This window comes from Peribacillus sp. NPDC097197, from assembly GCF_050278025.1.
Classification (GTDB): domain Bacteria; phylum Bacillota; class Bacilli; order Bacillales; family DSM-1321; genus Peribacillus.
The window spans coordinates 130360-156535 of sequence record NZ_JBNNST010000004.1 but is presented as its reverse complement, the minus strand read 5'-3'; the positions used below and the strand labels follow the sequence as shown (position 1 = coordinate 156535).

27 protein-coding genes, 1 pseudogene and 1 other annotated feature are annotated in these 26176 nt (G+C 43.1%); of the genes and pseudogenes, 24 read left to right on the top strand and 4 right to left on the bottom strand.

All coding sequences use genetic code 11. From position 1 onward, the window contains the following. Positions 1 to 269 precede the first annotated feature (269 nt). The 11 genes from ACQKL6_RS07420 (at position 270) to ACQKL6_RS07370 (ending at position 9503) form a co-directional block, all read left to right on the top strand. On the top strand, positions 270 to 1019 hold the full coding sequence (locus tag ACQKL6_RS07420; RefSeq protein WP_402875785.1) for a peptidoglycan DD-metalloendopeptidase family protein: 750 nt from the start codon (positions 270 to 272) through the stop codon (positions 1017 to 1019). Further along, positions 1012 to 1878, top strand: coding sequence for a M50 family metallopeptidase (locus tag ACQKL6_RS07415; RefSeq protein ID WP_402875783.1), 867 nt, complete (start codon positions 1012 to 1014; stop codon positions 1876 to 1878). Before ACQKL6_RS07420 ends, ACQKL6_RS07415 begins: the two co-directional genes overlap by 8 nt. Positions 1879 to 1919: 41 nt before the next feature. Continuing rightward, positions 1920 to 3389, top strand: a complete 1470-nt coding sequence (locus ACQKL6_RS07410) for an Rne/Rng family ribonuclease (protein ID WP_402986436.1) — start codon at positions 1920 to 1922, stop codon at positions 3387 to 3389. 75 nt (positions 3390 to 3464) lie between these two features. Continuing rightward, positions 3465 to 3549: a sequence feature (ribosomal protein L21 leader region), on the top strand. Positions 3550 to 3562: 13 nt separating this feature from the next. Beyond that, positions 3563 to 3871, top strand: coding sequence for a 50S ribosomal protein L21 (gene rplU / locus ACQKL6_RS07405; protein ID WP_402875780.1), 309 nt, complete (start codon positions 3563 to 3565; stop codon positions 3869 to 3871). A 14-nt stretch (positions 3872 to 3885) separates the two neighbouring features. Next, positions 3886 to 4218: a ribosomal-processing cysteine protease Prp gene (locus tag ACQKL6_RS07400; RefSeq protein ID WP_427650911.1), complete on the top strand. Its 333-nt coding sequence runs from the start codon at positions 3886 to 3888 to the stop codon at positions 4216 to 4218. A 12-nt stretch (positions 4219 to 4230) separates the two neighbouring features. After that, the gene (gene rpmA / locus ACQKL6_RS07395; RefSeq protein WP_402875777.1) at positions 4231 to 4521 is read left to right on the top strand and encodes a 50S ribosomal protein L27; all 291 of its coding nucleotides are present in this window, start codon (positions 4231 to 4233) and stop codon (positions 4519 to 4521) included. A 549-nt stretch (positions 4522 to 5070) separates the two neighbouring features. Beyond that, positions 5071 to 5610, top strand: coding sequence for a Spo0B domain-containing protein (locus ACQKL6_RS07390; protein WP_427650910.1), 540 nt, complete (start codon positions 5071 to 5073; stop codon positions 5608 to 5610). Between the two features lie 48 nt (positions 5611 to 5658). After that, a complete protein-coding gene (gene obgE / locus ACQKL6_RS07385; RefSeq protein ID WP_402875773.1) occupies positions 5659 to 6948 on the top strand; it encodes a GTPase ObgE in 1290 nt (429 codons plus the stop codon). Positions 6949 to 6993: 45 nt separating this feature from the next. Then, on the top strand, positions 6994 to 7443 hold the full coding sequence (locus tag ACQKL6_RS07380) for an ACT domain-containing protein (protein ID WP_402875772.1): 450 nt from the start codon (positions 6994 to 6996) through the stop codon (positions 7441 to 7443). A gap of 127 nt (positions 7444 to 7570) precedes the next feature. Further along, positions 7571 to 8446 (top strand): prephenate dehydratase, encoded by an 876-nt coding sequence (gene pheA, locus ACQKL6_RS07375; protein ID WP_427650909.1) that lies wholly within the window; start codon positions 7571 to 7573, stop codon positions 8444 to 8446. 328 nt (positions 8447 to 8774) lie between these two features. Continuing rightward, positions 8775 to 9503, top strand: coding sequence for a DUF6944 family repetitive protein (locus tag ACQKL6_RS07370; protein ID WP_402875768.1), 729 nt, complete (start codon positions 8775 to 8777; stop codon positions 9501 to 9503). A gap of 44 nt (positions 9504 to 9547) precedes the next feature. Here ACQKL6_RS07370 and ACQKL6_RS07365 read toward each other — a convergent pair whose 3' ends face one another. Both ACQKL6_RS07365 and ypfJ read right to left on the bottom strand, forming a co-directional pair. Continuing rightward, on the bottom strand, positions 9548 to 10081 hold the full coding sequence (locus ACQKL6_RS07365; RefSeq protein WP_402987346.1) for a transcription repressor NadR: 534 nt from the start codon (positions 10079 to 10081) through the stop codon (positions 9548 to 9550). 152 nt (positions 10082 to 10233) lie between these two features. Continuing rightward, complete coding sequence (gene ypfJ, locus ACQKL6_RS07360; RefSeq protein WP_402986434.1) at positions 10234 to 11079, bottom strand: KPN_02809 family neutral zinc metallopeptidase; 846 nt, start codon at positions 11077 to 11079, stop codon at positions 10234 to 10236. 284 nt (positions 11080 to 11363) lie between these two features. Between ypfJ and safA the strand changes: the two are divergent. From safA to yajC, 10 genes and pseudogenes are all read left to right on the top strand, one after another. Next, positions 11364 to 11507, top strand: a pseudogene (gene safA / locus ACQKL6_RS07355) (SafA/ExsA family spore coat assembly protein); the annotation flags it as partial. A 2053-nt stretch (positions 11508 to 13560) separates the two neighbouring features. Continuing rightward, the gene (locus ACQKL6_RS07350) at positions 13561 to 14397 is read left to right on the top strand and encodes a phosphotransferase (RefSeq protein ID WP_427650908.1); all 837 of its coding nucleotides are present in this window, start codon (positions 13561 to 13563) and stop codon (positions 14395 to 14397) included. A 108-nt stretch (positions 14398 to 14505) separates the two neighbouring features. Beyond that, positions 14506 to 15108, top strand: a complete 603-nt coding sequence (locus ACQKL6_RS07345; protein ID WP_402986429.1) for a YhcN/YlaJ family sporulation lipoprotein — start codon at positions 14506 to 14508, stop codon at positions 15106 to 15108. Positions 15109 to 15236: 128 nt separating this feature from the next. Then, a complete protein-coding gene (locus ACQKL6_RS07340; RefSeq protein ID WP_402986427.1) occupies positions 15237 to 15737 on the top strand; it encodes a BofC C-terminal domain-containing protein in 501 nt (166 codons plus the stop codon). A 239-nt stretch (positions 15738 to 15976) separates the two neighbouring features. Beyond that, the gene (gene ruvA / locus ACQKL6_RS07335) at positions 15977 to 16591 is read left to right on the top strand and encodes a Holliday junction branch migration protein RuvA (RefSeq protein WP_402958215.1); all 615 of its coding nucleotides are present in this window, start codon (positions 15977 to 15979) and stop codon (positions 16589 to 16591) included. A gap of 11 nt (positions 16592 to 16602) precedes the next feature. Continuing rightward, entirely contained in the window at positions 16603 to 17604 is a 1002-nt protein-coding gene (gene ruvB / locus ACQKL6_RS07330; protein WP_402869841.1) for a Holliday junction branch migration DNA helicase RuvB, read from the top strand. Continuing rightward, a complete protein-coding gene (locus tag ACQKL6_RS07325) occupies positions 17601 to 17804 on the top strand; it encodes a DUF2905 domain-containing protein (RefSeq protein ID WP_402958217.1) in 204 nt (67 codons plus the stop codon). The genes ruvB and ACQKL6_RS07325 overlap by 4 nt, the downstream gene beginning before the upstream one ends. A gap of 39 nt (positions 17805 to 17843) precedes the next feature. Next, positions 17844 to 18872 carry a tRNA preQ1(34) S-adenosylmethionine ribosyltransferase-isomerase QueA gene (queA, locus tag ACQKL6_RS07320; protein ID WP_427650907.1) on the top strand — a complete coding sequence of 343 codons (1029 nt, stop codon included), beginning with the start codon at positions 17844 to 17846 and terminating at the stop codon, positions 18870 to 18872. 37 nt (positions 18873 to 18909) lie between these two features. Next, positions 18910 to 20049, top strand: a complete 1140-nt coding sequence (gene tgt, locus ACQKL6_RS07315; protein WP_402986425.1) for a tRNA guanosine(34) transglycosylase Tgt — start codon at positions 18910 to 18912, stop codon at positions 20047 to 20049. 39 nt (positions 20050 to 20088) lie between these two features. After that, a complete protein-coding gene (gene yajC, locus ACQKL6_RS07310; RefSeq protein ID WP_402869833.1) occupies positions 20089 to 20373 on the top strand; it encodes a preprotein translocase subunit YajC in 285 nt (94 codons plus the stop codon). A 43-nt stretch (positions 20374 to 20416) separates the two neighbouring features. On the opposite strand, the gene ACQKL6_RS07305 is transcribed toward yajC, so the two are convergent. Further along, positions 20417 to 20788, bottom strand: coding sequence for a TIGR04086 family membrane protein (locus tag ACQKL6_RS07305; RefSeq protein WP_427650906.1), 372 nt, complete (start codon positions 20786 to 20788; stop codon positions 20417 to 20419). Positions 20789 to 20977: 189 nt separating this feature from the next. Here ACQKL6_RS07305 and ACQKL6_RS07300 point away from each other — a divergent pair, with 189 nt between their 5' ends. Continuing rightward, positions 20978 to 21637: a DUF421 domain-containing protein gene (locus ACQKL6_RS07300; RefSeq protein ID WP_402958222.1), complete on the top strand. Its 660-nt coding sequence runs from the start codon at positions 20978 to 20980 to the stop codon at positions 21635 to 21637. A gap of 20 nt (positions 21638 to 21657) precedes the next feature. Here the strand turns inward: ACQKL6_RS07300 and spoVB are convergent, their stop codons facing one another. Further along, positions 21658 to 23220 carry a stage V sporulation protein B gene (gene spoVB, locus ACQKL6_RS07295; RefSeq protein WP_427650905.1) on the bottom strand — a complete coding sequence of 521 codons (1563 nt, stop codon included), beginning with the start codon at positions 23218 to 23220 and terminating at the stop codon, positions 21658 to 21660. A 166-nt stretch (positions 23221 to 23386) separates the two neighbouring features. Here spoVB and ACQKL6_RS07290 point away from each other — a divergent pair, with 166 nt between their 5' ends. Both ACQKL6_RS07290 and secDF read left to right on the top strand, forming a co-directional pair. After that, a complete protein-coding gene (locus ACQKL6_RS07290) occupies positions 23387 to 23692 on the top strand; it encodes a post-transcriptional regulator (protein WP_402869825.1) in 306 nt (101 codons plus the stop codon). Between the two features lie 195 nt (positions 23693 to 23887). Continuing rightward, positions 23888 to 26140 carry a protein translocase subunit SecDF gene (gene secDF, locus ACQKL6_RS07285; protein WP_402958227.1) on the top strand — a complete coding sequence of 751 codons (2253 nt, stop codon included), beginning with the start codon at positions 23888 to 23890 and terminating at the stop codon, positions 26138 to 26140. The last annotated feature ends 36 nt before the right edge of the window (positions 26141 to 26176 follow it).

Sequence of the window (26176 nt, the reverse complement as noted above, 5' to 3'; positions counted from 1 at the left end):
AAAATTGTTCCCCCTCAATAATGTTAAAACAACTTCATTATAACAAATAAAGTAGGAGAATATCAATTGGATTTTTCACCTCTTCCATTATTAAAAGGGAAAGGCTTTCAAAACGTTTGAAAATCAGTCTTTTTTTCTTTCGTCCATTCGTTTTTAAAACGCAAACCATTCATCTGTCGTAAAGAAAAACGATTCCTCGTCATAGTCTGGACAGGTTGCTCATAAGTTTTAATATGAGCGCTTTGATATGAGCAGGGGGTAGATTTGGAATGGATGATCGCAGGAAAGATATCCGCAATCGTATCGCCAAGAGACGAAAGGTGAAGGATAGCCCAGTGGTTAACAGTACTTGGACGGAGATTGAAAAGGAGAACCCGTACGAATTCGAATCTTTTGACGGGTATTCAGAAAAAGATCATCCGCTCTTTAAGAAGGAATATTTCTTTTTGAAAATCTTGGTGAGCATTTGCCTATTCTTAGTGGTTGCCGTGATGTTCAAGCACCCTTCCGTTCGCTTGGACTCAGCCAGAAGCTTTGTTACGGAAAACATGAACCAAGAGTTCCAATTTGCATCGGTTTCCAGTTGGTATGAAAATGCATTTGGCAAACCTATCGCATTTTTACCGACTGAATCCACTACTGAAACGGCGGATTCGGGTGAAGAATATGCGATGCCTGCATCGGGGGAGATCACCCAAACCTTCGAGGCGAACGGCGAGGGAATCATAATGGAAACGAGCTTAGGGTCCAAGGTCGAAGCCATCAATGAGGGGGTGGTCATTTTTGCAGGAGAAAAAGAAGGAATCGGTAAGACTGTGGTCATACAGCATGCCAATAAAAGTGAGTCATGGTATGGCCAGTTGGAAAAGATTGATGTGAAGCTCTATGATCTGGTGAAGAAAGGGAAAGAAGTAGGACAGGTCACCGTAAGCGAGGATGGTTCCAAAGGCAGGTTTTACTTAGCCATTAAAGAAAATGATGCATTCATCGATCCTAAAAAGGTGATTTCCTTTGACTGAATATGCGAACTTACTGTCCAAAATCAAGATTCATCCGACGCTGTGGTTCGTCATAGGAATCGCCATCCTTACGGCACACTTTATTGAAGTGATGATGCTTTTACTCATCGTATTTATCCATGAGATGGGACATGCTGCGTGTGCACAGTATTTTAAATGGCGGATCAAGTCGATTCAGCTCCTCCCCTTTGGTGGGGCTGTCGAGACCGAGGAATATGGCAATAAAAGTTTGAAGGAAGATCTTGCAGTCGTACTGGCGGGTCCACTGCAACATATATGGCTCATTGGAGCGGCTTACCTGCTCTATTTCTTTTCTGTCGTTTCTTCTGATCTGTATCATTCCTTCTTCTATATGAATCTTATGTTGTTGTTCTTTAACCTGCTGCCAATTTGGCCATTGGACGGGGGAAGGCTACTCTTCATTGGTGTTTCCCTATACTGTACCTTCCTTGAGGCTCAGAAATATACCTTATATTTTTCTGGTGCATTCGCTGTATTGGCGTTTTTAACATGGCTTCTTCTCGAACCGCTTAACCTGAATATTTGGCTGATCATCTTTTTTATCAGTCTTTCTCTAATCATGGAGTGGCGACAGCGATATTATGCGTTCATGCGGTTTCTTCTGCAGCGCCATTACGGAAACACGAATGATCTGGCCAAATTAAAACCCATCATGGTGGATGCCCATGAACCGATTTATAAAGTGCTGGAATTGTTTCAACGTGGCTGCAAGCATCCCGTCATCATCATGAAAAATGGGAAAGAGAGTGGCTCATTGGATGAGACGGAAATACTTCATGCCTATTTTTCCGAGAAAATGACCAATGGGCAAATTGGTGACCTGTTATATTCTTATTAAATATGATATCCTTTCTTCAAATTGAGGAGAGGATTTTTTTGATGAAAAAAGTGATTGTGAACCTATCTTCGCGTGAGAAGAGAGTAGCTGTCCTAGAAGATGAAGTGTTACGGAAAGTCGAAGTCATGCCACCTCATCAACATAGTACGGTAGGTAATATTTATCTTGGCAAAGTGACTAAGGTCTTGCCAGGAATGGATGCCGTGTTTGTCGATTATGGTGCAGACAAGAATGGTTTTCTGCATCGGGATGAAATTCCGGCATATCAACTGACGAAGCGTGATGGAAAATCACCCATCAATCATTATGTTAAACAGGGTGAAAAGCTGCTCGTTCAGGTGAGCCGTGATGAAACGGGTACAAAAGGGGCGAAATTGACGGGGCTGATCGAGTTTTCGACGGATTCCCTCGTTTACATACATGGAATAGATTATGTTGGTGTGTCGAAGAAATTCAAAAATGAACGTTTGCAAAAGTATTGGAGAGAAAAAGCAACAGAATATAAGCAAAAGGACGAGGGGGTGATTGTTCGCACCTCGATGGAGAAGGAAAGTGAGTCGGCATTTCTCGACAAGCTGAATACACTGAGGCAGCTGTATAAAGAACTGGAAGGAAAGTCCGGTACGATGAAGGCACCTGCCCTCCTCTATGAGAAAGATACATTCCTGGAGATGGTTATCGCTGAAATGGAGAAAACGGTATCAGGTCAGCTCTTTATCGACGATTTTGATGCGAGTCAAGAGTTGAAAAAGTGGGTGCTGGCTAATGGTAAGGAATGGAGTATATCCTATGAGACTGGTGCGAAGAACATTTTTTCAGAACGGAATCTAGATAACCAGTTCGAAAAGGCCATGAAAAAAGTGGTCTGGCTCGATAATGGGGGTTATCTGATTTTCGAAGAAACCGAAGCGTTCACCGTAATCGATGTCAATTCAGGGAAGTTTACAGGCAAGGTGGAAAAGGAAGCGACGCTTTTTGAAGTGAATGCAGCGGCAGCAAAAGAAGTCGCCCGTCAGCTGAGGCTTAGAAATATTAGTGGAATCATCTTGATTGATTTCATCAATATGGAGAAACCGCAACACAGGCTTGAAATCATCGATCTGTTTAAAAAGGAAGCCGCGAAAGATGAGATGCGGATGAAGGTTGTCGGATTTACTGAACTAGGAATCCTTCAAGTGACGAGAAAACGGACATCCCCTTCGCTTAGTGAAACCATGACGGTTCCTTGCCCAACCTGCAATGGAAGTGGAAAGGTGGAAAGCGCTGAAACCGTTGCCTTCCGCTTGGAGCGGGAGTTGCTGGAGCACCGCAAAACGGACGATGAGGCCGTTTGGGTGGAACTTAGCCAATCAGTGGGGGATGTCCTGTTGGGGGAAAAGGAATCATATAAAGCGACATTGGAAGAACTAATATCCAAAAAGCTAGTGATCTCTTATGTTCCAGGCCCGGTCCATACATATTCCATCAGGCGCTTCGGAAGGTATGAAGAAATCAAGCGGTCAGTAAAGTGATGGACAAGAAATCCAACAAATGTATTGACAGTCATTCAGGTTTCATGATAGGATTTTAATGTTATGTTTGTAGCACCCGTGCTACAACCGCTCAACAACAGGTCTTAAGTTTTTTGTCTTCTGGACAAAACGCCTGTGATTGGCGAGTCTGAGACATTCAAGGAGGTGCAAGTATGTACGCAATTATCGAAACTGGCGGAAAACAAATTAAAGTAGCAGCTGGCGAAGCGGTTTACATTGAAAAATTAAACGCTGAAGCAGGCGAAACTGTTACATTTGACAAAGTTTTATTCGTAGGTGGCGAGGACGTGAAAGTCGGAGCTCCACTAGTGGAAGGCGCTACTGTAACAGGTACTGTTGAGAAACAAGGGAAGCAAAAGAAAATCACTGTCTTCAAATACAAAGCGAAGAAAAACAATCGTAGAAAACAAGGTCATCGTCAACCATACACTAAAGTTGTTATTGAAGCAATCAACGCGTAAGGGCTGATATCAAGATGATTAAAGTTATCTTTGATGCTCCGCAAGAACGGATCACTTCGTTCACATTAAGCGGACATGCTGATTTTGCTAAAAAAGGTTCCGATATCGTTTGTGCAGGCGTATCGGCGGTATCCTTTGGATCGGTCAATGCGATTATTTCCTTAACGGATGTAGAACCTGAGATAGAGCAAGGGCAAGACGGCGGCTACCTTCGCTGCGTCATCCCGGGGAATCTTTCGCCGGAATCCGAAGAGAAGGTGCAATTGCTCTTGAACGCAATGCTCATATCGCTACAAACCATCGAACGTGATTATGGTAAATATATGAAAATTATCCTCAACCAGTAGGAGGTGGAACAAATGTTAAGATTAGATCTTCAGTTCTTCGCTTCGAAAAAAGGAGTAGGTTCTACAAAGAATGGACGTGACTCAATCTCTAAGCGTTTAGGCGCTAAACGTGCAGATGGTCAATTCGTTTCTGGTGGTTCTATCCTTTACCGTCAACGCGGAACAAAAATCTATCCAGGTGAGAACGTAGGCCGTGGTGGAGACGATACTCTATTTGCAAAAATAGACGGTGTTGTTAAATTCGAACGTTTCGGACGTGACCGTAAAAAAGTAAGCGTATATCCAGTTGCACAAGAAGCATAATTGGCATCTTTGAACAGAGGCTGACTCAAAAGGGTCTGATTCCTTCTATGAGACACTATATATCGCGTCATTATTGATAATGGTATGCTTTATATAGTGTAGAAGGGGTCCGGCCCTTTATTTATACTATAAATATGATGAATAACCAGCGTTTTGCAGGAGATTTTAGTCAATTAGTATGGAAAACCACCTCTGATTCACAAAAGGCTCGCCAGTTTTGGCGGGCTTTCTTATACTTTAGGGGGTAAAATCCTGGATTGCTCTAACTAACACATTGATTGAATTTAAATAGACTGTTCAATTCAACTATTATATCTCCAATTGTTGCATGAATAAGCCCATTCTCTTTGCAAGTTCAAACGGCTCTACCATCGTCCAAAGAACTCAGGGTGTGTGGCTGTATTTTTTGGACGGGGGCTTTCATATGAAGGCATGTGAATCGAGCTTCATTTCCTGTTTGTTTTGTTTTTTGATATACTGATACAAATGGAAGTATTCAACATGATAGAGCCAAAAAAAGTTTCTTTATCATAATTGAAGGTGTTAATAATGGATAAAAATTGGACGACTATTGAAACGCTTCGTCAGACTAGACATGATTGGCTGAATAGAATTCAAATTATAAAAGGGAATTTGGAGTTGAATAGAATTGATCGCGTCAAAGGATTCATTGACGAGATCATAATTGAAACCCAGAATGAGGCAAGGCTCTCTAGTTTGAATATGCCAAAGTTCAGCGAGATGCTGTTGACGTCGAATTGGAGTAATTCAACATTTCAATGTGAATTTGAAATTATCGATGTTTTTGCGGGCTCCAATGAGTTGGACGAGTTGATGTCTCGTTGGACGAACGATTACTTTAAAGTTTTAGAAAAGAATCTCGATCCTTTTGGAGAAAATGTACTGGCTGTTTCTATGTGTAAAAAAGAAATAAGTGATATGCGTTGTTCTTTTCATTTGCAGGGCCGTTTCAATGATCAATCCGCGGTGGTGGAATTTATAGAAAAATCCTTAACAGCGGAGCAATCAATAGAAATGCGTATTTGTAGTGAGAATGAATTATTCTTTAAGATGGATATTAAGTTTTAGAGAAGTATACAGCAAGAAATGACTTGCAGAAAACAAGGAAGTGATAGCATGTTTGTCGATCAAACGAAAGTCTATATAAAAGGCGGAGATGGTGGTAACGGAATCGTTGCTTATCGTCGAGAGAAATTCATACCAAAAGGCGGACCTGCCGGCGGAGATGGCGGCAATGGAGCAAACGTCGTATTTGAAGTGGAAGAAGGATTGCGGACGTTGATGGATTTCCGTTATCAACGTCACTTCAAGGCGCCTCGCGGGGAACACGGCATGTCTAAAAATATGCATGGTGCAACTGCGAAGGATATGGTCATTAAAGTTCCACCTGGTACAGTTGTCATTGATGAAAAAACGAAAGAAGTCATCGCAGATTTAGTTGAACATGGACAACGTGCCATTATCGCTAAAGGCGGCCGTGGTGGACGCGGGAATTCCCGTTTTGCGACACCAGCCAATCCGGCACCGGAAATTTGTGAAAATGGCGAACCAGGACAAGAACGCGATATTATCATGGAACTGAAGTTATTGGCTGATGTAGGCCTTGTAGGATTCCCGAGTGTTGGTAAATCTACATTGCTTTCAGTCGTATCAGCAGCCCGACCTAAAATTGCCGAATATCATTTCACGACAATCGTGCCGAATCTTGGTATGGTTGAAACGGAAGATCACCGCAGTTTCGTCATGGCCGATTTACCGGGGCTAATTGAGGGTGCTTCTGAAGGAGTAGGTCTTGGACATCAATTCTTGCGCCATATTGAAAGAACAAGAGTCATCGTTCACGTGATAGACATGTCTGGCCTTGAGGGCAGAGATCCGTACGAAGACTACCTGACAATCAATAAGGAACTAGAAGAGTATAATCTTCGTTTGACTGAACGTCCGCAAATCATCGTAGCCAGTAAAATGGATATGCCTGATTCAGCAGATAATTTAGCGGCATTCAAAGAAAAGCTTGAAGAGGAATTCCCGGTCTTCCCGGTTTCAGCTGTAACACGTGAAGGTATCCGTGAACTTCTTTATGCAATTGCCGATAAAATCGAAGAAACACCTGAATTCCCGCTTGATCATGAAGAAGAGAATACCGGGGTTCATCGTGTTCTTTATAAACATACAGCCCTTTCAGATGAATTTGATATCGAGCGTGAATCGGATGGCAGCTTTGCTGTTAAAGGATTCAAGATTGAACGTCTATTCAAAATGACGGACTTCACACGTGAAGAATCCATCAAGCGTTTTGCTAGACAACTTCGCTCATTCGGTGTCGATGAAGGATTGCGCCAAAAAGGTGCGAAAAACGGGGATATCGTTCGTATCCTTGAATATGAATTTGAATTTATTGACTGATAATATGTAAAAACCATGGTGGTAGGCAAAAGGAGCGTGCGGACTTTGAATAAGGCCGATCAGAAATTTTTCCTCGTTCGAGAGGATGTCCTCCCCGAAGCGATGAAAAAAACGCTGGATGCTAAAGAAATGATTGAACGGGGAAAAGCAGATTCAGTTTGGGAAGCGGTACAAAAAGTGGATCTGAGTAGAAGCGCCTTTTACAAATATCGGGACACGGTCTTTCCGTTTCATACGATTGTCAAAGAAAAGCTAATCACTCTGTTCTTTTACCTCGAAGACCGTTCCGGGACTCTATCGGAGCTCTTACGACTGGTCGCCTCATCTGGCTGCAACATCATGACGATTCACCAAACGATTCCCTTACAGGGTCGTGCCAACGTCACTCTCTCGCTCAACACGAGTGGGATGACGGTGGATATTGATGATCTTTTAACAAGATTGCGTAAAATGGAATTCGTCGAAAAGGTCGAAATCCTTGGGAATGGTGCATAGAATAAAGCCTGTACAGTTCATTGTACAGGCTTTTTTTTATGTGTGGTCATTAAAGATTAACTATTGTAATAAATCAGAAAATGGCATAACATAAACAATAGATTGTCCGTGAAAAGGGGATTATAATATGACTTCAAAAATAGCATTTCTTGGACCGAAAGCAACGTTCACGGATTTAGCTGTCTCTCGCTTATTTCCTAATGATAGTAAAATTCCGATGAGTACGATTCCAGACAGTCTCGACGCTGTCCGCGATGGGGAAGTAAGCCATGCGCTGGTCCCAATCGAGAATGCGTTGGAAGGTTCGGTAAATATAACGATGGATTACCTGGTTCATGAAGTGAGGCTTCCGATTAAAGGGGAAATCACGATTCCTATCGAACAGCATTACATGGTTCATCCGGATCATGCCAATCCTGACTTTAAACCGGATAGGGTCTATTCCCATTCACACGCTATTGCACAATGCCGTAAATTCCTACATAAAGGTCTAAGTGGCATCCCATTTGAATATGTTACGTCAACGGCTGCAGCAGCAAAAATGGTAATGGAGAATCCGGATGCCAAAATTGCAGCCATCGCGAACGAAATGGCAGCACAGGAGTATGGGTTGACGATTCTTGAACGAAATATTCACGACTATGAGCATAACCATACCAAATTCATTGTCGTATCCAACGGCGAAGTCGATTTCAGTGGGCATTTAACTACTGAGGGAGACAGTAAAACGACGTTGATGATCCAGCTCCCAGCCGATCATTCGGGACAGCTTCATCAAGTCCTTTCCGCTTTCTCATGGAGAAAGCTCAACCTGTCCAAAATTGAATCTCGGCCGATGAAAACAGGACTAGGTCATTATTTCTTCATTATCGATGTAGAAATGGCACTTGACGAGGTGCTCATCCCAGGCACGATTTCTGAACTTGAGGCCCTTGGATGTACCGTGTCAATCTTGGGCAGTTATCCATGCTTTACCGTTCAAAATGGATTGGTGCACCGATAAGGACAGATGTAGACAGAAGGAAACACAGTTAAATGGTCTTTAAAGTACATTCCTAAAAAATCTCCTTGGATAAAAGTCCAAGGAGATTTTTTTAGGAGGCCTTGAATCTAATTAGAAAAATAGGGAGTGACACATTGTTCTGCCTTTTTTAAAGAACGTAAAGCTATTAAGCCCATATAATAGGATTTAATAGGGTTAATTATGAAGTGGGTTGGGAGAAATACATACCAAGAGGTAAACCAGATTTATCGTTACAATATCCTCTTACAGAATTTAAATGTAAAAGACTGAAAAAGATGAAAGAGGGGATGGGAGATGTGCGGTAAAGATGAGTAATGAGTTCAAAGAAACGTTCGGATCTTGGCTGCAAGCCATCGGAACGGTTTTATCCGCCATCGCAAATACACCAACCCTTATATCGGATTACGATTCTGCAAATAACTTGGATGTGGTGGGGAACACTCTCCAGGGAACAGGTAATGCTTTAATTGCCGATGGAGAGGAAGCTTTCACTTTAGATCAAATCGGAAGTGCAGTTCAGGCCATTGGAAATTCGACGGTTATTACAGGATTGATAGGTACTTTTTCAGATGACACGAATGATCTATTGATTATAAACGGAAATTTTATTCAGGCTTTAGGCGGTGGCGTATCTGCGGCGGATATAACCGAAAATGCACCAGCTGAAGGGATAAATATAGTTGGTAATTTAATGCAGCTGTTGGGAAATTCATTACAAGCACTGTCTGGGATTATTGAATTGAAAAGAGAAAATACGAATCCAAGCCTGGAAAGCAAAGGAAATGGGAGCCAAGGGAGTGGGAATCAAGGGTACGGAAGCAAAGGAAATGGGAGCCAGGGAAATGGGAACCAAGGGTACGGAAGCCAAGGGAATGGGAACCAAGGGTATAATGAGGGACAATTAGACCCGGAAACATTACAAACGTTAGGGAGCTGGATTCAAGCGATAGGAGCCGTTCTCAACCTGATCGCTCAATTAATAAGCAATGAAGAGGGGGAGAGTGGAGATGAAGGCGAAAACGAGAGCGATTCGTAAGAAAATAGGACACTTCGAATGCCTTTACTTCGAAGTGTCCTATTTTAGTTAACTAAAATCCCGGCTTTATTCAATGCTTCTTCTGCTTCGTCCAGTAAGTCTTCTGAAGCGGCACTAATGGTATGAAGGTGAATGCCGCTAGTCAGTTCCGATAATAATGTGGCTTTTGTTTTAGTAACCTTTGAAAGGAAGGATGCCACTTCTTTCCGATTACTGACCATGATGGAAGCCGTTAAGTCCCCATACACGGGATGCTCTATTTTCACGTCTTTGACGGTTATGCCGATATCGACAAGTAGAAATAATTCCTCCTGGGCTCGCGTGGGCTCGTGCTGGCAAGCGATGGTCCGTTCAGGGTTTTGTCTAGTCTCGGTTTGCAAGTAGATATACCCCTGGCTAGTAGCGATAATCGGCTCATTTCGTGCTTTAAGAAGGGTAATGTCACCGACGATGACCTGCCGGCTCACATTGGTTATTTGGGAGAGTTCGCTACCGGTAACAGGCTGTGAACTTGTTTGTAGGATATGTAAGAGCTTGGTTCGTCTTTCTTCGCCTAATAATTTCTTTTTTTGCATGATCCTTCACCTCGTTATGTACAAATAGTTTACCATAAAATAAAGGGGCTAATCGAATGAAAGTCGATTTACCCATGGTGTTCCTTAAATGCATGCGGGTGAATGCAGCAAAAAAGAGGGAGGCACATGGAAACGTCCGCCCTAATCTTGTACAATCATAGGTTACTTGCCTTGAAAGTATTGCCCCCGTTCATATCACCAGATTGGAATCCTTTATTAAACCAGCGCTTTCGCTGCTCGGAGGTTCCATGCGTAAAGCTGTCAGGAACAACATACCCTTGAGCTTTCTTTTGGATGGTGTCGTCTCCCACTCCACTGGCTGCACTCAAAGCCTCTTCGAGATCGCCTTCCTCAAGTAAGTTCTCTCCTTGAGCGTGATGAGCCCATACCCCTGCTAAATAGTCAGCTTGAAGTTCCAGTCGAACAGAATATTTATTATATTCTTTTTCACTGACCCTTGACCGGTCGGGCATTTCTTTTCTAGACGTGCCCAATAGGGTCTGTACATGATGTCCCACTTCATGAGCTATGACATAAGCCATTGCAAAATCTCCGGGTGCCTGATACTCATCTTGAAGTTCCTGATAGAAACTCAAGTCAATATAAAGCTTCATATCACCGGGGCAATAAAAGGGTCCCACTGAAGAACCGGCCGTTCCACAGGCCGAGTCGACACTTCCTGTATACAAAACGAGAGTGGGCTCTTTATATTCTAGACCTTGCTTACGAAACTCTTCCGCCCAAACCCGCTCGGTATCTCCAAGAACGACCGAGACAAATTGAGCGAGCTCCTTCTCCTGGTCCGTTTCCTCATAGGAGTCATTGTCTGTAGTATCATTGGAACCAAGGCCATTCAAAAGATCACTTGGGTTGCCACCTAGGAACATAACGATCAAAACGACAACTATACCAAATCCGCCACCAATCCCGGCGATGCTCTTTCCACCCATTCCTCTTCTGTCCTCAACGTTCGAACTCTTTTGTCTTCCTTTCCATTTCATTCAGATACCCTCCTAGACTGTTGTTTTTTATGTAGTGCCATCTAAATCAGCATTTTATAAATCCTATACCCTATACCCAAAGTTCGGATTGATTAGACAGAGATGCACGCTGGCAAAAAGCGGTCAATCCTGCTACCCCCCTCATTTGAACGGGTTTTTCTGACTGTGTGGCTTTCATTCATATTTTAGTTTCATCAAGCATAAGTTTTCATGATAAATAATAATGGCAATTTACCCACTACATCATAGTATATATGGACATATGCACAGGAGGGGTTATCAGCGTGAAAATTCATATAGTCCAAAAAGGCGATACGCTTTGGAAGCTCGCAAAAAAATATGGCGTGAGTTATGAACAACTGAAAAAATCCAATTCTCAGTTAAGTAATCCGGATATGATGATGCCGGGCATGAAAATTAATATACCTGGAAATACATCGGGATCAATTAAAAAAGAGATGGGCACGCCACAAGTGACATATCAATCCAAAGAATCTCAAATTCAACCGATTCAAATGAAAGAACAGCAAATTCAACAGCAACCCGTGATGAAGGAACAACAAAAATATCAAGCACCCATAAAAGAACAGCAAAAGTATCAGGCACCTATAAAAGAACAGCAGAAATATCAACAGCCTGTGATAAAAGAATATCAATTGCCTATTAAGGAAAAACAATTGCCTGTTAAAGAAAAGCAAATGCCTATAAAGGAAATGCCCGTTAAGGAAAAACAAATCGTTGTCCCGAAAGAGGTTCAGGTACCGAAACAAGTGATACCAGAAATAGATATCAATAATTATTATTTGGTCAATATGACCAACATGAGTGTACAGAAGCCACCAACTCCGCCAACTCCCCCAAAAAAGGTTGAAGCGGTGAAGCCAGTAGAAAAACCGGTAAAGAAAAAATCAAAAAAGAAGCCAGTTGTTCAGGAAATATGTGAACCGGTAGACGATTGCATTCCAATCACCCCTATCATGCCAGGAAGCGGTTTTAGCATCGATCCACCGCCATGGGCATCCATGCCCATGCATGGAGTCCAAGGAGCTTTTCAGGGAGCCCCTCACTATCAACAAGGTGTTCAAGGCATGCAAGGCTATCAAATGATGGAAGAAAGTTCAGACGTATGGGGAGAATCTCCTGATATGCATTCAATGGGTCAAAGTACCGTCCAAGGAGCCAGTCAAAACCAGGCCGGTCAACAATACTATCCATATCAAGCTTCAGCACCCGTCCCACATCATATGTATGGCGGAACTCCACAACAAGTTGCAGGTGCGTATATGCCGCACCATTATGAGTCATCTTCCGAGTCGTCATCGTCGAATGCTCCGAATTTCCAATACTATCCACAGCAGCCCTATATGCAGTCCAATATGCAAGCCGAAAGTGAGGATTGTGGCTGCAACAAGGGAGAAATAGGAACATATGGACCAGAGAAAGAAGTGAAGGGCCAATACTATGCTATGGAAGAAACGCAAAGCAAGGCGCACCATCACCCTGATTATCATCAATTCCATAAAGGCAGACCACAATACTCAGAATCCTATGCGGGAGCTAGTATTCAAAGTCTAATGGGGGAAAAACAGCAACCAATCCAATATGAAGTAGAATCGGTGGATGAAATTCAAATACAAGAATATCAAGGAGGACCTCCTGGAGGCATGATGGGGAACCAGTCTGGCAATCAGATGGGAGACATGATGGGGAACCACCAATACGGCAATCAAATGGGAGGCATGATGGGGAACCAGCCCGGCAATCAGATGGGAGGCATGATGGGGAACCAACCTGGCAATCAGATGGGAGGCATGATGGGTAATCTATACGGCAACCAGATGGGAGGCATGATGGGGAACCAGCCCGGCAACCAGATGGGAGGCATGATGGGGAACCAGCCCGGCAATCAGATGGGAGGCATGATGGGGAACCAGCCCGGCAATCAGATGGGAGGCATGATGGGGAACCAACCTGGCAATCAGATGGGAGGCATGATGGGGAACCAGCCCGGCAACCAAATGGGAGGCATGATGGGGAACCAGCCCGGCAACCAGATGGGAGGCATGATGGGGAACCAGCCCGGCAATCAGATGGGAGGCATGATGGGTAATCCATACGGCAACCAGATGGGAGGCATGATGGGGAACCAGCCCGGCAACCAAATGGGAGCCATGATGGGGAATCCATATGGCCATCAACTAGGGGGCCAACCAGGTGCGATGCCAGGTCAGTTTGGCGGGCAGCCCGGAATGATGCGTGGACAGCTCGGAGGTCACCCTGAAGCAATGATGCCAGGACAAATGGGTGGTCAACCAGGTCAATTCGGAGGCGTTCAAGCACCTGAAACATTTGGAATGCCTACGTATGCGGACGAAAGTGATGACTACTAATTATCAGGGGGACAGTGTTTTTTACACTCGTCTCCTCTCTTATTTAAACCGCCGACCAAAGAACGTCCATCATCTTCAGAGCAATGTCTATATGATTTCATTCAAAAAAGACGCTCCCATCATTCTTAAAGGATTCGATAGCTTTGAAAAATGGGATCGACAAAGGGAATTGACTTCTTTGTTAAGTCAAAAAGGGTTCGAACAAACGTATCAGATTCACCAGAAGTTAATGCCGTTCCAATTCAAAGGGAAATGGTATGGCAGTATGGACTATATACCTCCAAGCAAGAAAAAGTTCCGTTTTTCCCATCATAAAGACCGGTTGGAGGGCATTGAATTATTGGAAAGATTTCACGATGTTTCTGAAAACCTGTCAATCAAAGCTCCCCTATTTGATCAGGTGAGAAAATGGAAAGAAAGATTGTCATTATTTAAAAAGAACATTTCGTATACTCGCCAATATGTTTCAGATGAAATCATCAATGAGTGGGTAAGGTGGGGGGAATGGTCCTTGGAGGGGTTTGAAAAAAACCAATCAAAATGGGATAAGGAAAAAAACGTCATCATTCACGGTGACTGTGCCCACCATAATTTTTTGAGAAGAGAAGATGGGTCACTTGCTTTAATCGATTTCGATTTAATGGCGAAGGCACCACGATGCATCGATTATTTACAATATGCCAATCGGATTTCGCCCCATCTCGATGATGCTGCCACGATGCTTTGGCAAGTTCCACAGTTGAAAAAGTATCAAAAAGATCGGGCATTTCTTTATGCTTTGGCTTTCCCTACGGATATATTCCGCGAGTGGAACAGGAATAATAAAAGTTCATCACAATTCCATTCCGTTTGGAAAATGACGGTGGAGGGGTTTTCGAAGCGAATGGAGATGAACGAAAAATTGGCGGACATGATTTCCAAAAGGTAATGAGTATCTAATATGGGCATAACTTACAGATTGAAATCCCTTCAATACACCCATGCTAATTATGAGCGAAAATAGGCTCAATCCATTTTAGCAAAGGGGGGATTGTTGGTGCGGAACAAAATTTGGGCACTGCCGCTTTGCACGGTATTCGTTGGGGGTTTGATTGGCTGTGCCAATAATGATACGGCAGAGAATCAAAATCCTATGAATGAAACGGGGTACCATACAACCGAAAAGAATGCACTAGTTCGTCAAATCAATTTTGATGATATGGAAAAGGATTTGTATGGAAAAGATGATGCATACAGCAAGAAGGACCGTAACTATCATGGTCATGAAAGCAAACCACTTCGGGCTAAATCATCCTATTATAACTCCTATGAAGGGACATTGGTCGACCAAGCGGATAAGATTGCAAATCGTGTAGACAATGTCATTGACGCCAGGGCCATCATCATGAAAGATGAAATGCTAGTGGCTTTGTTGCTAGATGATTATGATCAGGCGACGGCGGTCAAAGAAGCGGTGTGGAAGAAAATCGAACCTCTAACAGAGGGCCGGGCACTTTATGTAACGACGGATGAAGGTGTATACTACCGGACGATGACACTCGATAATAACCTGCGAGACGGAGATACAAAAGAATTAATTGTCCTGGATGCCAATGATATGTTCGACAACCTGGATATTCATAAAGATCATATAAAATAAACGCATCCAAGCTGGCTTCGAATGGAGTCAGCTTCTTTTCTTTAAAAAGACCAACGGAATTTTTTCGGTTAATAATCGAATTTCAGGTCAAACTATGTAAAAAGTAAACGCCTTAAGAGGTGATCGCATTGATTAATCAACTGAAAATCCAGTTTTTCTTGGCCTTGTTCGTCATCCCGTTCTGTTTGACTGCTTTTGCCGAGGAAGCAAAACCAGAGGAAAGTCAGCCAATCGAACAAAAAGTCATCCTCCAGCGTTTGTATCTCGATGGGGAATTAAGTGAAGAAAAATTGACGGAAAAGATTTGGACGATGGAAGACTTTTGGTTGAAATACCAAGGATGGAATGTGGTTGATCAAAATGATGACCACATTGTATTGAATAAAATAGAGAATGATATATCGCCTTTACTCAAAGCAAACGGCTATCTTGGGATGAAGGAGGATGGGACTCTATCCATTTTTATCGGGAAGCCGGAGCATGCCAAAATCATTCATACTTTCTATCAATTGGATGTAGGGAAATTGGAAGTGTACAAGCAGGAAGAATTGCAAAAAGGGATTCCAATCGTAAATAAGGATCAATATAAACAGCTTATTAAGGAATATGAGCCGTATTCGATTAACTAGGATGGGAGAAATACACCCGTCCTATTTGTCTGCCTTCCAAGGATTGATGGGTGACTTAACGCCAAACTGACGGGTAGGGAATTCAGGATATCCAGGGTCGGGGCAAAAGGTGCCTATCTCAAAAGAACATAAATAAGCATAGGAGGTGAACACCACCAATTGCTAAATAACTTTTAATAAACTTCCCTCTCCTTTTATGATAAAATGAGAGGTACAGCTAAATCAGGGAGAGAATTAATTTGTATGATTATATAAAAGGCATGGTCGATTATATTGGACCTGAATACATAGTCGTGGATAATGGGGGAATCGGATATCAAGTGCTGACTCCGAATCCTTTTATTTACTCCGCCCAATTTAAGAAAGAGACTCAAGTTTTTCTATATCATTATGTACGTGAGGACATGATTTCTTTATACGGATTTCAATCGCGGCAGGAAAAGGCTCTGTTCACGAAACTATTGAATGTGACGGGAATCGGGCCGAAAGGGGCGCTTGCTATATTGGCGTCGGGCCAGGTGGATCAGGTTGTGCAAGCCATCGAAAATGAGGATGAGACGTTCCTTGTAAAATTCCCTGGAGTCGGAAAGAAGACAGCGCGCCAAATGATCCTTGACTTAAAAGGCAAGCTTGAGAATATCATCCCGGATGCTTTCCCGAACTTATTCAATGAAGGAGTTCCGACGGCAATCAATCAAAATGGGTATACCGAAGAGTTGGACGAAGCGATTCTGGCCCTGAAGGCACTTGGTTACTCGGAAAAAGAAATACAGAAGGTCGCGAAAAAGCTGCAAGTGGAAGAAATGACGACCGAGCAATACATTAAGAAAGCATTGCAAATGATGTTAAGATAAGGAGTGGCGCAATGGAGGAGAGAGTTTTTAATCAGGAAGCCGATTTGAACGAACTATCCTTTGAACAAAGCCTGCGACCGCAAAACTTAAAGCAATACATTGGACAGGATAAAGTGAAGGCGAATTTGAGTGTGTACATCGAAGCAGCCCGGATGCGCGAAGAAACGCTTGATCACGTGCTTTTGTATGGACCGCCGGGGCTTGGGAAGACGACGCTTGCCGTCATCATTGCGAACGAAATGGGAGTCAATATCCGCACGACTTCTGGACCGGCCATTGAAAGACCGGGAGATTTGGCAGCCATTTTGAGTGCCCTTGAACCAGGGGATGTCTTATTTATTGACGAAATCCATCGTTTGCCTCGGGTCGTGGAGGAAGTCCTCTATCCAGCCATGGAGGATTTTTGTCTGGATATCGTGGTCGGTAAGGGACCCGAAGCCCGTTCAATCCGAATCGATCTTCCACCGTTCACCCTTGTTGGCGCTACAACTCGTGCGGGTTCACTATCAGCACCTCTTAGGGACCGGTTTGGCGTCTTGAGCCGCTTGGAATATTACACGGAACATCACTTGACCGACATCGTTCTCCGGACCGCCCAAATCATGGATACGGAAATGGATGACCAAGCTGCCGGTGAGATTGCGAGAAGGTCGCGGGGGACCCCTAGGATTGCCAATAGGCTTTTACGCCGTGTAAGGGACTTTGCCCAAGTTCGCGGGGATGGCACGATCACGACGAAACTGGCTGATTATGCATTGGAATTAATGCAGGTCGACCGTTTAGGACTGGATCATATTGACCATAAATTACTTAAAGGAATCATTGAAAAGTTTCGTGGTGGTCCTGTGGGCTTGGAGACGATCGCAGCTACGATCGGGGAGGAAGCGCATACGATTGAAGATGTGTATGAACCCTATTTACTGCAGGTTGGTTTTTTACAGAGGACTCCTCGAGGTCGTATGGCAACTTCGCTTGTTTACGAGCATTTCGGGATGGAGATGCCTGAGCGATGAATATGCCTAAGACGATCATGACTCTAGGTGTGATTATTTTTGTGATTGGATTTGCGATGAAGTTCATTCAGCTTGGCAGGCTCCCGGGGGATATCTTTTTCAAGAAGGGAAATACGACTTTTTATTTTCCTATCATGACCTCGATCATCGTCAGCATTGTGCTGTCGGCTATTTTTTATTTAATTAGCCGTTTTAAATAATAACTAACTACATGATACACAGATTAGGAAGTGGAACAGATGAAATTAGAAGAGTTTGATTTTCATTTACCAGAGGAATTGATTGCCCAAGTTCCTTTGAAGAACAGGGAAGCAAGTAGATTGATGGTATTGGACAAGGAAACCGGTGAGATTCAGCATGATGTGTTCAGTTCAATCACGGAATATGTGAAGCCGGGTGATTGTCTTGTATTGAATGATACGAAGGTTTTACCAGCAAGACTTTATGGAAGTAAAGAGGAAACAGGCGGGAAAGTTGAAGTTCTTTTGTTAAAACAAGAGAGTGACGATGTTTGGGAGACCTTGGTGAAACCTGCAAAACGTATTAAAGAAGGATCCACTATCGTTTTTGGTGATGGCAAGCTACGTGCAGTCTGCACAGGCATTCTGGATCATGGCGGCCGGATTATGAAATTCCAGTATGATGGCATATTCTATGAAATATTGGACGAACTTGGCGAAATGCCGTTGCCACCTTACATTAAAGAACAACTTGAAGATCAAGACCGCTACCAGACGGTTTATGCACGTGAACGTGGATCGGCAGCAGCACCTACGGCTGGTCTCCACTTTACGGAGCATTTGCTTGAAAAGCTTAAAGACATGGGGGTTCACATTGCTTTCATCACGCTACACGTTGGGCTTGGAACGTTCCGCCCTGTAAGTGTGGAAGACATCGACAGTCATGAAATGCATTCGGAATTTTACCAAATGACCGAAGGCACAGCACGGTTGTTGAATGAAGTGAAAGGAAACGGCGGAAGGATCATCACAGTCGGCACGACATCAACAAGAACGCTGGAAACGATTGCATCCCGTAATGACGGGGTTTTCAAGGAAGAAAGCGGCTGGACAAGCATTTTCATCTATCCTGGTTTCGAATTCAAGGGAATCGATGCAATGATCACGAACTTCCATCTGCCAAAATCAACGTTAATCATGCTTATTTCTGCACTTGCAGGAAGGGAACATGTTCTGCATGCCTACGAAACGGCAGTGGAAGAAAAATACAGGTTCTTTAGTTTTGGAGATGCAATGTTAATCAAGTAATATAAAGAGTGATAGGCTCTTGAAGGGAGTTATTGCGTTGACTGCAATACGATATGAGTTAATCAAAACATGTAAACAGACGGGGGCACGGCTTGGCCGCGTTCATACGCCACATGGTTCTTTCGAAACTCCAGCATTTATGCCGGTTGGGACGATGGCTACCGTCAAAACGATGTCACCTGAAGAATTGAAACAAATGGGGGCAGGCATCATCCTCAGCAATACGTACCATTTATGGCTACGTCCAGGGCATGAGATCATCAAGGAAGCTGGAGGACTGCATAAATTCATGAACTGGGATCGTGCAATATTAACGGATTCCGGCGGTTTCCAGGTATTCTCCCTAAGCAAATTCCGTCAAATTGAGGAAGAGGGCGTCCATTTCAGAAACCATATCAATGGTGATAAGCTATTTTTATCTCCTGAAAAGGCAATGGAAATCCAAAATGCACTAGGCTCAGATATCATGATGGCATTCGATGAGTGCCCTCCATTCCCGGCTACCGAGGAATACATGAAGAAGTCTGTCGAACGGACATCACGCTGGGCAGAGCGCTGCTTGAATGCTCATGAACGTCCAAATGATCAAGGATTATTCGGTATCGTTCAGGGTGGGGAGTTTGAACATCTCCGTAAACAAAGTGCGAAAGACCTTGTTTCCCTTGACTTCCCGGGTTATGCTATTGGTGGATTATCGGTGGGTGAACCAAAGGATATCATGAACCGTGTGCTAGAGTTCACGAGTCCGCTCTTACCAACGAATAAGCCTCGTTACCTCATGGGGGTTGGATCACCTGATTCATTGATTGACGGTGCAATCCGTGGGGTTGATATGTTTGACTGTGTATTGCCAACACGAATCGCTCGTAATGGTACATTGATGACAAGTACTGGCCGATTAGTCGTAAAAAATGCGAAGTACGCGCGTGATTTTGGTCCAATCGATGAAAATTGCGATTGCCATGTTTGTAAAAATTATAGCCGGGCATACATTCGCCACTTAATTAAATGCGAAGAAACGTATGGTATTCGTCTAACGACTTATCACAATCTTCATTTTCTGTTAAACTTGATGGAACAGGTCAGACAAGCTATCCGAGAAGATCGCCTTGGAGACTTTAGGGAAGAGTTTTTTGAACAATATGGTTTCAATAAGCCAAATGCAAAAAACTTCTAATTCCATAAATACTTTAAAAAATGAAAGGAGTGAATATAAATGGGTGGTTTAACACAATTACTTCCGTTAATCTTAATGTTCGTATTGTTCTATTTCCTACTTATCCGTCCGCAGCAAAAACGCGCCAAGAATACAAGAAACATGCAAGAGAGCTTGAAAAAAGGCGACAAGGTTGCAACGATCGGTGGAATGCACGGAACAATCGATGCTATCGATGAGTTAAAAATCGTCATTAAATCTACAGATGGTTCAAAACTAACGTTTGACCGTGCTGCAATCCGTGAAATTACGGAAAGCGCACCAGCTAGAGAAGCACAAGTATAAGACAGACGAAAACCGGGCCCTGTGCCCGGTTTTTTTGTTTCTATTAATTCGTCCGTGATTCTGAGCTCATATTCACTCCAAGTACTCCACCCATCATAGCGGTAATGACAAAGCATCCGTAATAAATCCATTGTTTCAAGGTAAACAGTGCATCATGTCCCAAGTATTGAAAAAGGAACACGACAAGGAGATACAGTAATCCTGTACTGCCACCTAGGAATAACCCCTGTTTCTGACCTTTGCCCCCTGAAATGAACCCGCCAATGAATAATGATATAAAGGACACGATCATGATTACGTATGTCAGGGATGATTCCGTCAATGAAGTGAAACGAAGAAGAATCGAAAATAGAAAACTTGCAATCACAGCTATGGCAAAGATGGAGCCGACGCCATAAAGTACGGCGACGATCATTTTTTTTGTTTCGATGTTTATTCCCCCTTTTTAAAAGGCTGAATCGACTAGCCTGTTGATGTGTTTGTACAAGCATATTCCACTTTTATCCGCTTTAGACCAGGTTTGGGAACCTTCCGTGAATTTTTAAAATAAAAAGAGTAATTATTCGTCATCCCAGCCATGATAATGGTGAAGGAAGTGCTTTGTATGGAAGATTATTTAAGCAGTGGAATAAGGACCCTATTTGTTTATTTATTCATTTTGCTCCTTTTTAGGTTGATGGGAAAACGAGAGGTCGGGGAACTTAGCATCCTGGATTTGGTGGTTTCCATCATGATAGGAGACATTGCTGTATTAGCCTTAGAAGGAAATGATGAACCATTTTTTGGAACGATTTTCCCGATGTTGGTCCTTGCAGTTGTTCAAATCATATTGGCATTCTTTTCATTGAAGAGTGTAAGGTTCCGCTATCTCATGGATGGCCAGCCGCAAATCATCATCAACCAAGGGAAAATAGATGAGAAAGTAATGAGAAGGCAACGGTATAATTTTAATGATTTGTTGACGCAGCTCCGCGAACAGGGAATCAGTGACTTGAATGAAGTGCAATTTGCGATACTTGAATCTTCGGGCAAGCTCTCTGTCATTAAAAATAGCCAAGGGAAGAAGTCAAAAAGTATCGAAACACCATACCCGCTTATCATCGACGGAAAGATACAGGAAAACAACCTAGCATACATAGGAAAAGACAAATACTGGCTTCTGCATCAGTTGAAAAGGCATGGATACCTGAAGCTTGAAGAAGTCTCGATTTGCGGTTTCATCAATGGTCAGATCTATATTGATAAAAAAGAAGTGAGGAAATAACCAAGGGAACTTGGTTATTTCTATTTCCAAGCAAACTTTGCTAAGAAACCACCGATGAAAGGAATACGAATCAAATCCACCTTCTTTATGCTGCCCGTCCCTAACATGAAAAAGATGAAAAGCACCAACAATACTGAAACGGAGAGCAATAAGCGCGATCCCAATGGCAGAGAGGCGAGAGGGAATTCGTAGACATAATAACCCCCAAAGCCAGAAATCAAAGCAATGATCAAAGAAAGGATGTAGCTCCGGAAATGGAGCGTGAATGGAACGACTTTTATAACGGTGGAAAAGTGGAGGAACGTAACGAGCATGGTCCCTACCGCTATTCCGATTGCAGCCCCCATGATGCCGAAATTCTCCTTTGAAGCCAGCATCCAGATTACGCCGATCTTGAGGATGTTTCCTGCCAGACTGTTAAACATGGCAGCTTTTGCAAGGTCAAGTGCCTGAAGCATGGACTGAAGTGGATATTGAAAATAGAAAAGGATAAAAAAAGGTGCCAGGAACTTAATGAATACGGCTGCATGAGAAGAACCATACATCACCTGTAAGATTGGTTCAGCGAAGATGAAGAGAGTGACGACGGCTAGACAGCCGGTAATGAAGGTAATTTTCAGTGCTTGCTGAAGCCTATGTTCCACTAGCAGATAATTTCCTGTCGTCCGTGCTTCACTAACAGCAGGAACGAGGGCTGTAGCCAGTGAAGCCGTGACAAAGGAGGGAAGCATGAGAAGGGGCAAGGCATATCCAGTCAGCTCCCCGTATTGACTTGTGGCCGCTGCAGCCGTCACGCCTGCCAGGGCTAAGCTCTGAGCAACGACGATTGGTTCCAGGAACCAGGAAATGGAACCGATCATGCGACTGCCTGTCGAAGGAAGGGCAATTCCCATTAGTTCGGTAAACGTCCCTTTTCCCGATTTAACATTTTGAAAGAAACCCTTTCTGAATCTGAAATGCTTCTTGAATTTAAAGCTTGTTAAAAGGTATGCGAGAGAAACGAGTTCACCAATGATTGAGGCAAACATGGCACCGGCTGCGGCATATTCAATTCCATACGGTAAAAAGGCTTTTGTCAGCACCGCGATGAAGGTAATCCGGGCCACCTGCTCAATCACTTGTGAGAACGCAAATGGTTTCATATTTTGCTTACCTTGGAAATATCCGCGCAGGACAGATGAAATGGCGATGATCGGAACAATAGGGGCAATCGCCATAAGTGGCCAAACCGTTCGTCCGTCCGTGAACAAGTGTTCAGAAAGAACGGGTGCCAACAGGAGCATGGCCGGGGTGAAAATCATCGATAAACCAAATGTGCATGCCAAAGAAACAACGAGAATTTTCTTGATTTTCCGTTCATCGCCCCTGGCGTTCGCTTCGGCTACATATTTGGATATGGCAATCGGCAGACCCAATTGAGTCATATTGATAACAAGAAATAATGTCGGCAGTGCCATCATATATAAACCAACGCCTTCTTCGCCGATGAAACGGGCGATGACGATGCGGTTGATGAATCCAAGAACCTTTGTAATCAGGCTTGCTATTAATAAAATCAGCGTCCCTTTCAAAAATTTAGACATTGAACTCCCTCCCTGCCTTCTCAAAAAAGCGGTTATACTATACAATTATCTATATGCTTGTACTTGGACAAAGCATGACAAAAGTGTTTGTGTTCTCTCAAATGATTGAGTCTCTTCTAAGAAATGTACGCATCCAATTGAGAATCATTTTAATGGAGGCAAAGTGATGAAGAAAAAAAATCATCCGTATCAGCGGTATTATTTAAAGGTACGACCATTCCTGAAAAGCAAATGCGAGGAGTTCGAAATGATTGGATTAGAAGCTGTTACCGAGGAGGACCTTTGGAGTACATTGACAGACATGAAATGGAAACGACCGCAGGAAAGCGTCCATCTTCACGAATTGGTCGCTGACATCGTTACGTTTTCAAGCAATCAGTTCATGTCGTTCCAAATGGTCCAAGCTTTTAAATCACCCAATCTATTCGCCCCCCTTTCTGAAGAAGAGTTAAAAGAGCTTTTGAAAGAATAAAAGAGATATATACTTAAATTGACAGCCGTTTGTAAATGAATCATAATAGATATGGTTATGCTTTTTTTTGGAAAAAAGCATAAAGAACTGTGCCTTTTTTCTCAAACTAAAGAGCAAACAAGATCATTCATGAAAAAATAAACAGTTATTTATACTCCAAGAACAGGCGTAATAAAGAAAGGGGCCTACTACATAATGGTAAAAAGAAGCAGAATCGTTGCGTTTTTTCTAATTGTTCTTTTGATTGCCGCAGCGATGGGAACGACTTCAAAAGGAATCCTTGGGAACATCAAGCTTGGTCTTGATCTTCAAGGCGGTTTTGAAGTGTTATATGAAGTAAAACCGCTTGCCGGTGAAAAAATCACCCAGGATGTTTTGAGCAGTACAGCGAGCGCGCTCGATCGGCGTGTCAATGTATTGGGGGTCAACGAACCTATCATTCAAATTGAAGGAAATGATCGGATCCGTGTTCAGCTAGCGGGTATCCAAGATCAAAATAATGCCAGGGAAATTCTTTCGACTCAGGCAAAACTATCCTTCCGTGACTACAATGATAAGGAAATGATGACAGGGGCTGACCTGAAAGAAGGCGGCGCAAAGCAAACGTTCCAAGATAATAAACCTGTCGTTGAAGTCACATTGAAAGATGCAAACAAGTTTAAAGAGATCACTGAAAAGATTTCTTCCATGGAGAGCCCGACGAATGTACTGGCTATCTGGTTGGATTTTGAAGAAGGAAAAGATTCCATTAAAAAAGTAGATTCACAGGACAATATGATTTCAGCACCAGCTGTCAGTGAAGTCTTCAGTACAAATAAAGTATTCATAACGGGTCAATTTACAGTAGAAGAGGCAAAAGAGCTTGCTGGGTTATTGAACGCAGGTGCCCTGCCCGTTGACTTAAAAGAAGTGTACTCCACTTCCGTTGGGGCCCAATTTGGTGAAGGGGCTTTGAATGATACTATTTTTGCCGGCATCATCGGAATTGCACTTATTTTTATCTTCATGCTTGTGTATTATCGCTTCCCAGGCTTCATTGCGATCGTCACATTGAGCATTTACATTTTCTTAACGCTATTAGTCTTTGATTGGATGAATGCGGTTCTTACGTTACCTGGTATAGCGGCTCTTGTACTCGGTGTTGGGATGGCAGTCGATGCCAATATCATCACCTATGAGCGAATCAGGGATGAGTTAAAACTTGGACGATCTGTGAAGGCAGCATACACAGAAGGTACGAAAAATTCACTTGGCACAATCATGGATGCTAACTTGACGACATTGTTGGCCGCAGCCGTACTATTCTTCTATGGGACAAGCTCGGTTAAAGGATTTGCCACAACGTTGATCATTTCCATCTTAATGAGTTTTGTCACCGCCGTATATGGTACGCGTCTTTTCATGAGCTTATGGGTGAAAAGTGGGTTCCTGGACAAACGGAAATCTTGGTTTGGCGTGAAGAAAAAATACATTCACAATCTATCCGAGAAAATCGATTTAATGTCATTGCCAACTCGCTTTGATAAAATCGACTTCGTAAAACATCGGAAAGTCTTTTATAGCATTTCAATCGGTGTTACGCTCATCGGGATCATTTTCTTGTTCGTATTCAGATTGAATCTGGGCATTGACTTTACCAGTGGTACCCGTATTGAAATCGCTTCGAAAGAGGCACTTACGACTGAACAGATTAAGACGGAGATGGACAAGTTCGATATTGAAGCGAAGGATATCAGGCTTGCCGGTACAGATGATAAAAATGCTGTCGTTCGTACGGTCGGTGTCCTTGATAAACAGGAAATCGCTGAATTGAAGGACCACTTCAATAAGGATTATGGTGCCGAACCTAATGTCAGCACCGTTTCTCCTACAGTCGGAAAAGAACTTGCTAAAAATGCGATGATTGCTTTATTGATCGCATCACTTGGCATCATCCTTTATGTATCCGTACGCTTTGAATGGCGGATGGCTTTACCGGCTGTTGTAGCCCTAATACATGATGCATTCTTCATCATCACGATATTCAGCTTGCTTCGCCTTGAAGTGGATATCACATTCATCGCAGCAGTCTTGACGATTGTGGGTTATTCCATCAATGATACAATCGTTACTTTTGACCGTATCCGTGAGAACTTACGATTTAGCCGTAAGGTCAAAACGGTCGAAGAGCTTGAGAATATTGCCAATATCAGTATAAGACAAACGTTGACGAGATCGATCAATACGGTCTTGACCGTTCTTGTGACAGTTGTGGCGTTAGCGATATTCGGAAGTGAAGCTATTCGAAACTTCTCGATTGCTTTATTTATCGGTTTATTATGTGGCGTTTACTCGTCCCTATTGATTGCTTCTCAATTCTGGCTCGATTTAAAAATCAAAGAATTGAAGAAAAAAGGACCATTGAATACAGCAAAAGAAAAGAAACAGAGTATGGAAGGTCAAGTTTAATAACTAAGAGGGGGCTGGCATAATTGCCGGCCTTCT

Excerpts from the sequence above, each read along its gene's own strand:
- ACQKL6_RS07420 (WP_402875785.1), top strand. The coding sequence starts at position 270 with ATGGATGATCGCAGGAAAGATATCCGCAATCGTATCGCCAAGAGACGA.
- ACQKL6_RS07410 (WP_402986436.1), top strand. The coding sequence starts at position 1,920 with ATGAAAAAAGTGATTGTGAACCTATCTTCGCGTGAGAAGAGAGTAGCT.
- rplU (WP_402875780.1), top strand. The coding sequence starts at position 3,563 with ATGTACGCAATTATCGAAACTGGCGGAAAACAAATTAAAGTAGCAGCT.
- ACQKL6_RS07400 (WP_427650911.1), top strand. The coding sequence starts at position 3,886 with ATGATTAAAGTTATCTTTGATGCTCCGCAAGAACGGATCACTTCGTTC.
- rpmA (WP_402875777.1), top strand. The coding sequence starts at position 4,231 with ATGTTAAGATTAGATCTTCAGTTCTTCGCTTCGAAAAAAGGAGTAGGT.
- ACQKL6_RS07390 (WP_427650910.1), top strand. The coding sequence starts at position 5,071 with ATGGATAAAAATTGGACGACTATTGAAACGCTTCGTCAGACTAGACAT.
- obgE (WP_402875773.1), top strand. The coding sequence starts at position 5,659 with ATGTTTGTCGATCAAACGAAAGTCTATATAAAAGGCGGAGATGGTGGT.
- pheA (WP_427650909.1), top strand. The coding sequence starts at position 7,571 with ATGACTTCAAAAATAGCATTTCTTGGACCGAAAGCAACGTTCACGGAT.
- ACQKL6_RS07370 (WP_402875768.1), top strand. The coding sequence starts at position 8,775 with ATGAGTAATGAGTTCAAAGAAACGTTCGGATCTTGGCTGCAAGCCATC.
- ypfJ (WP_402986434.1), bottom strand. The coding sequence starts at position 11,079 with ATGAAATGGAAAGGAAGACAAAAGAGTTCGAACGTTGAGGACAGAAGA.
- ACQKL6_RS07350 (WP_427650908.1), top strand. The coding sequence starts at position 13,561 with ATGATTTCATTCAAAAAAGACGCTCCCATCATTCTTAAAGGATTCGAT.
- ruvB (WP_402869841.1), top strand. The coding sequence starts at position 16,603 with ATGGAGGAGAGAGTTTTTAATCAGGAAGCCGATTTGAACGAACTATCC.
- ACQKL6_RS07325 (WP_402958217.1), top strand. The coding sequence starts at position 17,601 with ATGAATATGCCTAAGACGATCATGACTCTAGGTGTGATTATTTTTGTG.
- queA (WP_427650907.1), top strand. The coding sequence starts at position 17,844 with ATGAAATTAGAAGAGTTTGATTTTCATTTACCAGAGGAATTGATTGCC.
- yajC (WP_402869833.1), top strand. The coding sequence starts at position 20,089 with ATGGGTGGTTTAACACAATTACTTCCGTTAATCTTAATGTTCGTATTG.
- ACQKL6_RS07305 (WP_427650906.1), bottom strand. The coding sequence starts at position 20,788 with ATGATCGTCGCCGTACTTTATGGCGTCGGCTCCATCTTTGCCATAGCT.
- ACQKL6_RS07300 (WP_402958222.1), top strand. The coding sequence starts at position 20,978 with ATGGAAGATTATTTAAGCAGTGGAATAAGGACCCTATTTGTTTATTTA.
- spoVB (WP_427650905.1), bottom strand. The coding sequence starts at position 23,220 with ATGTCTAAATTTTTGAAAGGGACGCTGATTTTATTAATAGCAAGCCTG.
- ACQKL6_RS07290 (WP_402869825.1), top strand. The coding sequence starts at position 23,387 with ATGAAGAAAAAAAATCATCCGTATCAGCGGTATTATTTAAAGGTACGA.
- secDF (WP_402958227.1), top strand. The coding sequence starts at position 23,888 with ATGGTAAAAAGAAGCAGAATCGTTGCGTTTTTTCTAATTGTTCTTTTG.